7 protein-coding genes and 1 CRISPR repeat array are annotated in these 8,482 nt (G+C 54.8%); of the genes, 4 read left to right on the forward strand and 3 right to left on the reverse strand.

What is annotated here, in order from left to right:
* Nucleotides 1-1,726: pyruvate/oxaloacetate carboxyltransferase (locus F7C11_RS11390; RefSeq protein WP_297093545.1), on the reverse strand; the 1,726-nt coding region annotated here is incomplete at its 3' end.
* A gap of 117 nt (nt 1,727-1,843) precedes the next feature.
* Nucleotides 1,844-2,689 carry a class I fructose-bisphosphate aldolase gene (fba, locus tag F7C11_RS11395; protein WP_297093558.1) on the reverse strand — a complete coding sequence of 282 codons (846 nt, stop codon included), beginning with the start codon at nt 2,687-2,689 and terminating at the stop codon, nt 1,844-1,846.
* 95 nt (nt 2,690-2,784) lie between these two features.
* Here fba and F7C11_RS11400 point away from each other — a divergent pair, with 95 nt between their 5' ends.
* From F7C11_RS11400 to F7C11_RS11415, 4 genes are all read left to right on the forward strand, one after another.
* Complete coding sequence (locus F7C11_RS11400) at nt 2,785-3,504, forward strand: biotin--[acetyl-CoA-carboxylase] ligase (protein WP_297093547.1); 720 nt, start codon at nt 2,785-2,787, stop codon at nt 3,502-3,504.
* A 102-nt stretch (nt 3,505-3,606) separates the two neighbouring features.
* On the forward strand, nt 3,607-4,881 hold the full coding sequence (locus F7C11_RS11405; RefSeq protein ID WP_297093549.1) for a dicarboxylate/amino acid:cation symporter: 1,275 nt from the start codon (nt 3,607-3,609) through the stop codon (nt 4,879-4,881).
* A 122-nt stretch (nt 4,882-5,003) separates the two neighbouring features.
* Nucleotides 5,004-6,470 (forward strand): exodeoxyribonuclease VII small subunit, encoded by a 1,467-nt coding sequence (locus tag F7C11_RS11410; RefSeq protein WP_297093552.1) that lies wholly within the window; start codon nt 5,004-5,006, stop codon nt 6,468-6,470.
* 60 nt (nt 6,471-6,530) lie between these two features.
* Entirely contained in the window at nt 6,531-7,172 is a 642-nt protein-coding gene (locus tag F7C11_RS11415) for an alanyl-tRNA editing protein (protein ID WP_297093554.1), read from the forward strand.
* 3 nt (nt 7,173-7,175) lie between these two features.
* Here the strand turns inward: F7C11_RS11415 and F7C11_RS11420 are convergent, their stop codons facing one another.
* Nucleotides 7,176-7,838 carry a DUF257 family protein gene (locus tag F7C11_RS11420; protein WP_297093556.1) on the reverse strand — a complete coding sequence of 221 codons (663 nt, stop codon included), beginning with the start codon at nt 7,836-7,838 and terminating at the stop codon, nt 7,176-7,178.
* Nucleotides 7,839-8,043: 205 nt separating this feature from the next.
* Nucleotides 8,044-8,481: direct repeats of the CRISPR family, unit length 24 nt; unit sequence CTTTCCACACAACACTGTTCTACG.
* Nucleotide 8,482: the final 1 nt, after the last annotated feature.

Consider the following 8,482-nt stretch of genomic DNA (forward strand, 5'->3'; position numbering starts at 1 on the left):
CTGGTATTTCGTTTTCCATTTTCATTGCTTCGAGGACGAGTAGTCCTTGGCCGGTTTTGACTTGCTCTCCTTCCCTCACGAGAATCCTCAAAACCTTGCCCGGCATTGGCGCGGTGACAACACCCTCACCAGCAACCGGAGCAGGAGACGGGGGCGCAGGGACACCCCGGACTGGGGTTGTTGGGGCAGTTTGTGCTGCCGGCGCCGGCGCTGGAGGGGAAACCGCGGCTGGAGCTGGCCTCGATGCTCCGACATCACCAGCGCTCACCGTCTGGGGCAGATACTTCAGCGCGCTCAGGTCGATACCTTCAACGCCGACTTCGAACTCGACGCCATTGACGTAAAGCTTGAACCTCTGAACCGCCGGCGGGAATTTTGGCTTCCTCGTGCCCTCCTTTCTCCTCTTGAAGAACTCAAGCGCTACCTGGGGGAAGAGGCAGTAGGTCAGAACGTCCTCCTCTTTCTCAAGGTATCCCAGCTCTTCAAGTTTTTTCCTGCACCCATCGAGCTGGTGCTCCAGCAGACTTCCGGGCCGGGCGGTTATTGGCTCCTCGTCCCCGAGGATCTTTGCCTTCAGCTCGGGGTTTATCTCCCCCGGCGGTCTTCCGTAGAGCCCTCTGATGTAGTTCTTGACCTCCTCGGTTATGCGCTCGTACCTTCCGAAGAGCACGTTGAGGACAGCCTGGGTTCCAACTATCTGGCTCGTGGGGGTTACCAGCGGCGGCCAGCCGAGATCCTCCCTAACGCGCGGAATCTCGTTCAGAACCTCATCGAGCTTGTCCAGCGCCTTCATCTCCTTAAGCTGGGCTATGAGGTTGGAGTACATGCCCCCCGGAACCTGATATTTGAGGACGTAGGGATTCACCATCAGCGCTTCCTTGGACAGCATTCCGGAGTATTTCTCCTCCAAAAGCCTCTTCAGGTAGCGCGAGACCTCGTGTATCACATCCCTGTCCAGGTGGCCGCCAACGGCCTCCGGCAGGGCGTGCCATATCGTCTGTATTCCCGGCTGGGCTGTCCCAAAGGCCAGCGGGCTTATCGCCGTGTCTATGTAGTCCGCCCCCGCTTCCACGGCCTTCAGGTAGGTGGCGACCGCCATCCCCGTCGTCGAGTGCGTGTGGACGTTGACGGGGACACCGTAGGTTTCCTTTATCTCGCTCACCAGTTCATAGGCCTTCCATGGCGTGAGCAGGGCAGCCATGTCCTTTATCGTTATCACGTCAACGTCAAGCCCCAGGAGCTCTTCGACTTTTTTCATGTAGTATTCGAGGGTGAACACCTTCCCGGTCGTGTAGGCTATCGCCCCCTGAACCTCCGCCCCCACTTCCTTTGCCTTCCTTATCGCCACCTCCATGTTTCTTATGTCGTTTAGGGCATCGAAAACCCTGAAGATGTCGATTCCATTCTTGTGAGCCAGCTCAACGAACTTCTCGACCACGTCGTCGGGATAGTGCCTGTAGCCGACAACGTTCTGCCCCCTGAGAAGCATCTGGAGTTTCGTCTTTCTGATGTGCTCCCGCAGGAGCCTCAGCCTTTCCCAGGGGTCTTCGTTGAGGTAGCGGATGCAGACGTCGAAGGTCGCCCCTCCCCAGACCTCCATCGAGTAGAAGCCTATCCTGTCCATCTTCTCGGCTATCGCCAGCATGTCCTCCGTCTGCAGGCGCGTTGCTATAAGTGACTGGTGTGCGTCCCTAAACGTGGTGTCGATGATTTCGACCCTTGCCATGTTGCTCCCTCCTTACAGAGTATATCGAGAAAATAAGCGGGGCGGTATAAAAGCCTAACGACGTTAGGAGAAGCCAAGTCCGTCAATTGACGAAAGTAAAGTCAGAAAAGAGAGGGCTCATATAAGCCCTTCTGCCTTCGCAGCCTCCTCTGGCTCCTCATTGCGGTGGATTACCCTTATGAGGGCCTTTATGAGCGGCTCGGGGTTCTCGCGCTGGAAGATGTTCCTGCCGACGACGGCCCCGGCTCCACCTGCCTCGACGACATCGTAAACGACCTTCAGGAAGTCGAGCGGGTTCTCGGTCTTTGCCCCTCCGCTCAGGAGAACCGGAACTCCCGCGGCGGCCTCAACGACCTTTGCGAAGGTCTCCCTTGAACCCGTCCAGTAGGTCTTTATCATGTCTGCACCGCTCTCGACGGCCGCCCTTGCCCCGTACATTACAACCCTGTAGTCCTCCTTCTTTCTATACTTCTCGCTGATGTAGGGACCCCTCGGGTAGGCGAACTGAACCACCGGAAAGCCGAGGTCGTGGGCGTAGCTCGCTATTTCGGCGAACTGGCGCATCATGGCGTCCTCCTGCGGTGAGCCCCAGTAAACCGTTGCGGCTATGGCATCGGCGCCGAGCTTTACAGCGTCCTCGACAAAGCCCAGCTGGCTCTGGAGGAGCTGGTCGTCCTTAGGCCTAAGTTCGGTCTTGCTGGTGAGCTTTATCATGAGCCCCACGCTGGGCTTGAGCTCGTCGCCGGCGATTCTTGCTAGGCCGGGGAGCATCATGACGCCGTCAACACCGGCCCTGATGACCTTCCTGAGGATTATCCTCGGGTTGACGTGCTCCCAGTGCTCCTCGAAGTCGGTCGGGCCGTGCTCGAAGCCGTGATCCATGGCGAATATAAGCGCCCTTCCGTCCCTCCGGAAGAACCTCCCAATCCTGCGCTTAATGCCAACGTTCTGGTACGCATCCATACTAATCACCTGGAGTGATATACTCTCCAAGGATTTAAGGTTTTCCTTGACAGAAACCTGTTTAAGGCGGGGGTCGAGTTTCTGGTGGTGGTTGGATGGAAAAAAAGAACCGGGTCATTGGTATCAGGGTCATCGACCTCGATGAGGTGGATTCGACGAACGAATACGCCAAGAGAATCGCTCCAGAGGTTCCCGAGGGCACGGTCGTGGTTGCAAAAAGGCAGACTGCAGGAAGGGGCAGGAGAGGGCGCTCGTGGGCCTCCCCGGAGGGGGGTCTCTGGTTGAGTGTGATCCTCAAGCCTCCCCGACTCGATGGAAGGCTCGTTTTCGTGGGGGCTTTGGCGGTCTCGGACACCCTGGCTGACTTTGGGATCCCCTCCGGAATAAAGTGGCCAAACGACGTCTGGGCTGGAGGCAAAAAGATCTCCGGTGTGCTTACCGAGGGAAAGGCTGGAGAATACACCGTCCTGGGAATTGGTCTAAACGTCAACAATCCACTCCCGGAGGAGCTGAGGGAAAGCGCAACTGCGATGGTAAACTTCATTGGTGCAAGGGTGCCACTGGAACGGGTTCTTGAGAGGCTTCTCTTCCATCTGGACGGCTGGTACAGGGTCTTTCTTGAGATGCCAGAGCTAATGATGGCCAAAGTCCGCGAGAGAACTTTTATCCTCGGAAGAACCGTCAGGGTCATTGAGGACGATAATGTTCTTATAGGGCGTGCAGTGGACGTCTTAGATGACGGGTCACTGCTGCTTGACATTGGCGGACAGCTAAGGAGAGTCCTGTACGGTGATGTTTCGTTAAGATTTCTTTGATTTATTTGTCATTTTGCCACAGTTTTACCCAGAAAGTTAATATATTATCGGATGTTTATGTCTTATGCTGATGCCCAGATTTGATTAAATGGGGGGTATCCGATGGGAAAGGGTCTGCTTAGAGCATATCTGGACATACCAGTGCTTCAAAAGATTCTTGCCGGCTTGATTCTTGGTATTGTTGCCGGAATACTGCTGCCGGGCTATGCAGGCACTCTCAAGCCTCTTGGCGACCTGTTCATCCGCCTGCTGAAGATGCTGGTGATGCCCATCATACTGTTCTCACTGATAGTCGGTGCCGCCAGCATCAACCCAGCGAGGCTTGGAAGGGTCGGCGTCAAGATAATCCTCTACTATCTGGCCACCTCGGCCTTCGCAGTGTTCTTCGGCCTGCTGATGGGCAACATCTTCAAGCCGGGCAGTGGAATAGAGCTGGGAACCGGTGCAGGAAAAGCAATACAGGCAGAGGCACCTTCTCTCGTTCAAACGCTCCTCAACATAGTGCCCACCAACCCGTTTGCAGCCTTCTCAAACGGTCAGGTGCTGCCCACGATATTCTTCGCCATAGTCTTTGGAATAGCCATCAGCTACCTTATGAACAGCAAGGATGAGAGGCTTAGAACGGCCTCCGAAACCCTCTACAAGGTCGTCGATGCCGCCGCCGAGGCGATGTACAAGATAGTTGCCGGCGTCATGCAGTACGCGCCCGTAGGTGTCTTTGCCCTCATCTACTACGTCGTCGGCACTTTCGGACCCAACGTGGCTGGTCCCCTGGTCAAGGTCGTGGTTGCAGTTTACCTCGGCCTCATACTCCAGATAGTCCTGGTATACGGCCTCCTCCTGAGGGTCTTTGGCATCGACCTCATCAAGTTCCTCAAGAAGGCCAAGGACGCAATGATTACGGCCTTCGTTACAAGGAGCTCCAGCGGAACCCTGCCTGTCACCATGCGCGTCGCCGAGGAAGAGATGGGTGTTGACAGGGGAATATTCTCCTTCACGCTGCCCCTCGGTGCGACGATAAACATGGATGGAACGGCGCTCTACCAGGGCGTCACGGTTCTCTTCGTAGCCTATGCCATCGGCCAGCCGCTGACCCTTGAGCAGCAGTTGATCGTTATACTCACAGCAGTGCTGGCATCCATTGGAACCGCCGGCGTTCCAGGGGCGGGTGCGATAATGCTCGCCATGGTGCTCCAGAGCGTCGGTCTCGAGCTGACTGAGGGAAGCCCCGTCGCCCTTGCCTACGCCATGATACTCGGCATCGACGCCATCCTCGACATGGGCAGGACCATGGTCAACGTCACCGGCGACCTTGCAGGAACGACCATAGTGGCCAAAACGGAGGGCGAGGTGGACCTCTCCAAGTGGGAGAAGTGATTTCTGATTTTTCTGCTTTTCCTTGCCTTTTGTCAGGTTTTTCTTTCCCTACTTCTGAGATAAAGTTAAATACTCCAACGTGGCGCTACTTACCAGTACAGATGGAATGGAGGTAGTGTGTAATGAAGAGAGTGCTTGCGGTGATTTTCGCCGCGATTCTACTGACGCCTCTCATTGGCCCGAATTTCGGGCTTGCGGAGGATTTTCAGCCGAAAACGTACAAACAGGACTTCGTTTTTACCATAGTGGTTATGCCCAACGGAAACGCCAACATCACCCTGAAGACCGTGTGGCTTGAACCCAAAGACGAGATCCAGAAACAGATTGAACAAATCCTCAACGAGACCCGGAACGGCAGCATGACGATGGAGGAGGCCATAGCGAAGTTCGAGGAGGAGCAGCTCCAGAGATACGTTGAGAGCCTCACCCAGTCCGGGATGAACCTCACCAACGAGAGCATAAAGTCCTACGGCATTGCCGAGGGCACCAACATAACCCTCGTTTTCAACGCCATAGCCCTAAACTTCTCAAGGTATTACTCCTACGGTGACTACTGGGAGGTTCGCATAGACCCCACGAGGGGCTACGCGACGATAAACATCCCCGATACGGGACTTCCCTTCGCCATAGACATCAACAGCACCTTCATCATCAAGCTCCCCGAGAACGCAACGCTCATAATGTATCCGAAGGCCTTCGCCCAGCAGTACAACACGAGCAAGTTCTTCGTCACCTCCGAAGTCAAGGGGGACACGGTTATAGTTAACTCCTACATCTACCTTGAGCCGTTTCTGCCTCCCGATGGGTATAAAGCCCTCTTCGGCAGCTACAAGGACTATTATATCCGCTATAAGGCCCCCTACAAGGGTGAGGAGCACTACCAGAGCAGTGTGATGAACGAGTACGTCACACTGGACATATACAGCAACGGCAGCGTCAGGCTCCACATGAGGGACGAGTACATCGAGCCCAAGTCCGAGGTCGAGGCCAGAAAGAAGGAGATAATCTCCTACGGCGTTGAAAACGCTACGGAGTACATTCTGAGGACGTACTCGATAGCCCTCGGCTACAGGGGCGCCCTCGTTGACAGCGGCAAGGTCAGGATACTCGGCCTAAACGAGACCGACGCCCCGCTGGTGATAGACGCCGAGTACATGCTGAGGAACTTCACCACATTCGAGAACGGCTCGTACGTTTACCAGTTCGACCCGACGCTCGGCCTCACGAACGGCCTGACGGACAGGATGGAATACGGGGTCAATCACACCCTCTACCTCACCATAAACCTCCCCGACGGCGGAAAGTTCCTCGAGGTGCCGGACAACATAAGCGAGAACCTCAACGGCAACAGGTTCACCATGACCGTCGTGAGGGAAGGGAACAGCCTCAAGATAGTCTCAAACGTCTTTATACGCTACGGCGCACCCGCTGAGGACGTCACCAAGATGCTCTCCAACCACACCACGGCGACGATAAGGTACACCGTTCCCGAGGAGAAGAGCCGCCTGAGCGAAACCCAGCAGATAATAGCAATAGCGGTGGCGCTCCTGCTCGTGGTCGGTGCCATAGTCTTCTGGAAGAGGCGGTGAGCCTTTTCCTTTTCGATATTCATTTAAATGCTGGGGTTCAACTCTTCTGGGGTGATAAAGGTGACCCGCAAGCTCTACTACGAGGACGCCTATCTGAAGGAGGCTAAAGCGAAGGTTCTGGAAGTCAGAGACAACACCCTTCTGCTCGACCAGACGGTTTTCTACCCTACCGGCGGCGGCCAGCCCCACGACAGGGGCTGGATAAACGGTGTAGAGGTCCTTGACGTCTACAAGGACGACGCCGGGAACGTGTGGCACGTTGTTGCTGAGCCCGAGAAGTTCAAGGCCGGAGACGAGGTCGAGCTAAAGCTGGACTGGGACTACAGGTACAGGCTCATGAGGATCCACACGGCAATGCACCTCATGGAGCACGTCCTCAACGTCGTCCTGCCCGGTGAGTGGGAGCTCTACGGAAGCGGCATGAGCGTCGAGAAGGGACGCTACGACATACTCTACCCGGAGAACGTAAACCAGTGGAAGGGACAGATCATAGAGACATTCAACAGGCTCGTTGACGAGGGCGGCGAGATGAGGATATGGTGGGAAGGGGAGACCCGCTACACCCAGATAAGGGACTTCGAGGTCATACCCTGCGGCGGGACGCACGTGAGGGACATAAAGGAGATAGGGCACCTGAAGAAGTTCAAGCGCTCCAGCCTTGGAAAAGGAAAGCAGAGGCTGGAGATATGGCTGGAGGACTGAGGGTCAGGTGTTTTTGACCTCTATTTCTATCCTTTTCCCGTATTCCGACAGGAAAGGCGACTTTATGATTTTGAGCTTGATGCGGTCGTCCTCGAACCTCACCTTGACGACCCTGCTGGCGTGCTCCCGGAGCTCTTTGCGGGTCCTCTCGCTGAAAAGCTCTGTGTTTATGAAGTAGACCGTTGTCCTGCTTTCATCGCCAAGGTACGGCCTGATCATGTAGCCAAAAAGGGACTCCAGGTCCCTCATCTCCCCCTCATGCATCGCCAGAACCTTGTCAAAGCCGAGCACGATCCTGACGGTGTAGTCCGCGTTTACCCTCTTCAGGGCTTCTTCGTAGTGCTTTTTCCTTATGGGGAACTCCTTGCTGAGGTCAACCTTGCCGAGGACGTTTCCGGTCTTGAGCAGACCGCCGATTTTTATGACGTTTGCATCGTCGATGAGCTTGGTATCGATGCCCGCCAGCTTCATCTGGGTTCTAAAGACGTGGAGCTGGTCGAGTTCATCCACTATAATAACTGGAAATTCTTTCTTCTGCAGACACCTCAGGATGAGGTGCAGGAGTATATGAACCGGTTCCCTGGAGGTGTATTCGATTAGAACGTCCTCCCCGGGTTTGAGGCTTCTGAGGTACTCGAACAACACGTCTTCCCCCGCGGTCTCCATAAATCATCCCCCGTCTTTTTAAGACGATGTTAACCGTAAAAAAGATTTTGTTAACCAAGAGCTCCCTGCGGATGTCACTTCTCAAACACATGGAAGTACCCCGTCACCAAAGGAAAATACTTGAAGGTGTGTCGAGGATCCTCTTAAGGTGTGTACTGTTTTGAGGGTTAACACAACTTCTGTCCTTCTTTGGAGGGGCTTTCGGAATTTAACACAATACTGTTCTACGGAAACTTGCACATCGACCTCGGCGACGCTCAGGCTCTGCTCGACTTTCCACACAACACTGTTCTACGGAAACAGGGATGTCCTCCTTGAGGATGTTGTAGAGCTAGGTCTCATACTTTCCACACAACACTGTTCTACGGAAACCCGACGAAAAAACATTTCAGAGAATCATGGAAGGCTTCTTTCCACACAACACTGTTCTACGGAAACAAGATTAAGAATGGCAAGCTTATTGTGAAGCCGAAGATTGCTGGCTTTCCACACAACACTGTTCTACGGAAACACGCTTTTGACAGCGACCTGGCCGCGTACGTCCGTGATTGGCCTTTCCACACAACACTGTTCTACGGAAACCCTGTGGACGTCCTCAACGGCGAAACGCCTTCCACAGCTTTCCACACAACACTGTTCTACGG

Origin of the sequence: Thermococcus sp. (genome assembly GCF_015521605.1) — an archaeon.
Classification (GTDB): Archaea; Methanobacteriota_B; Thermococci; order Thermococcales; family Thermococcaceae; genus Thermococcus.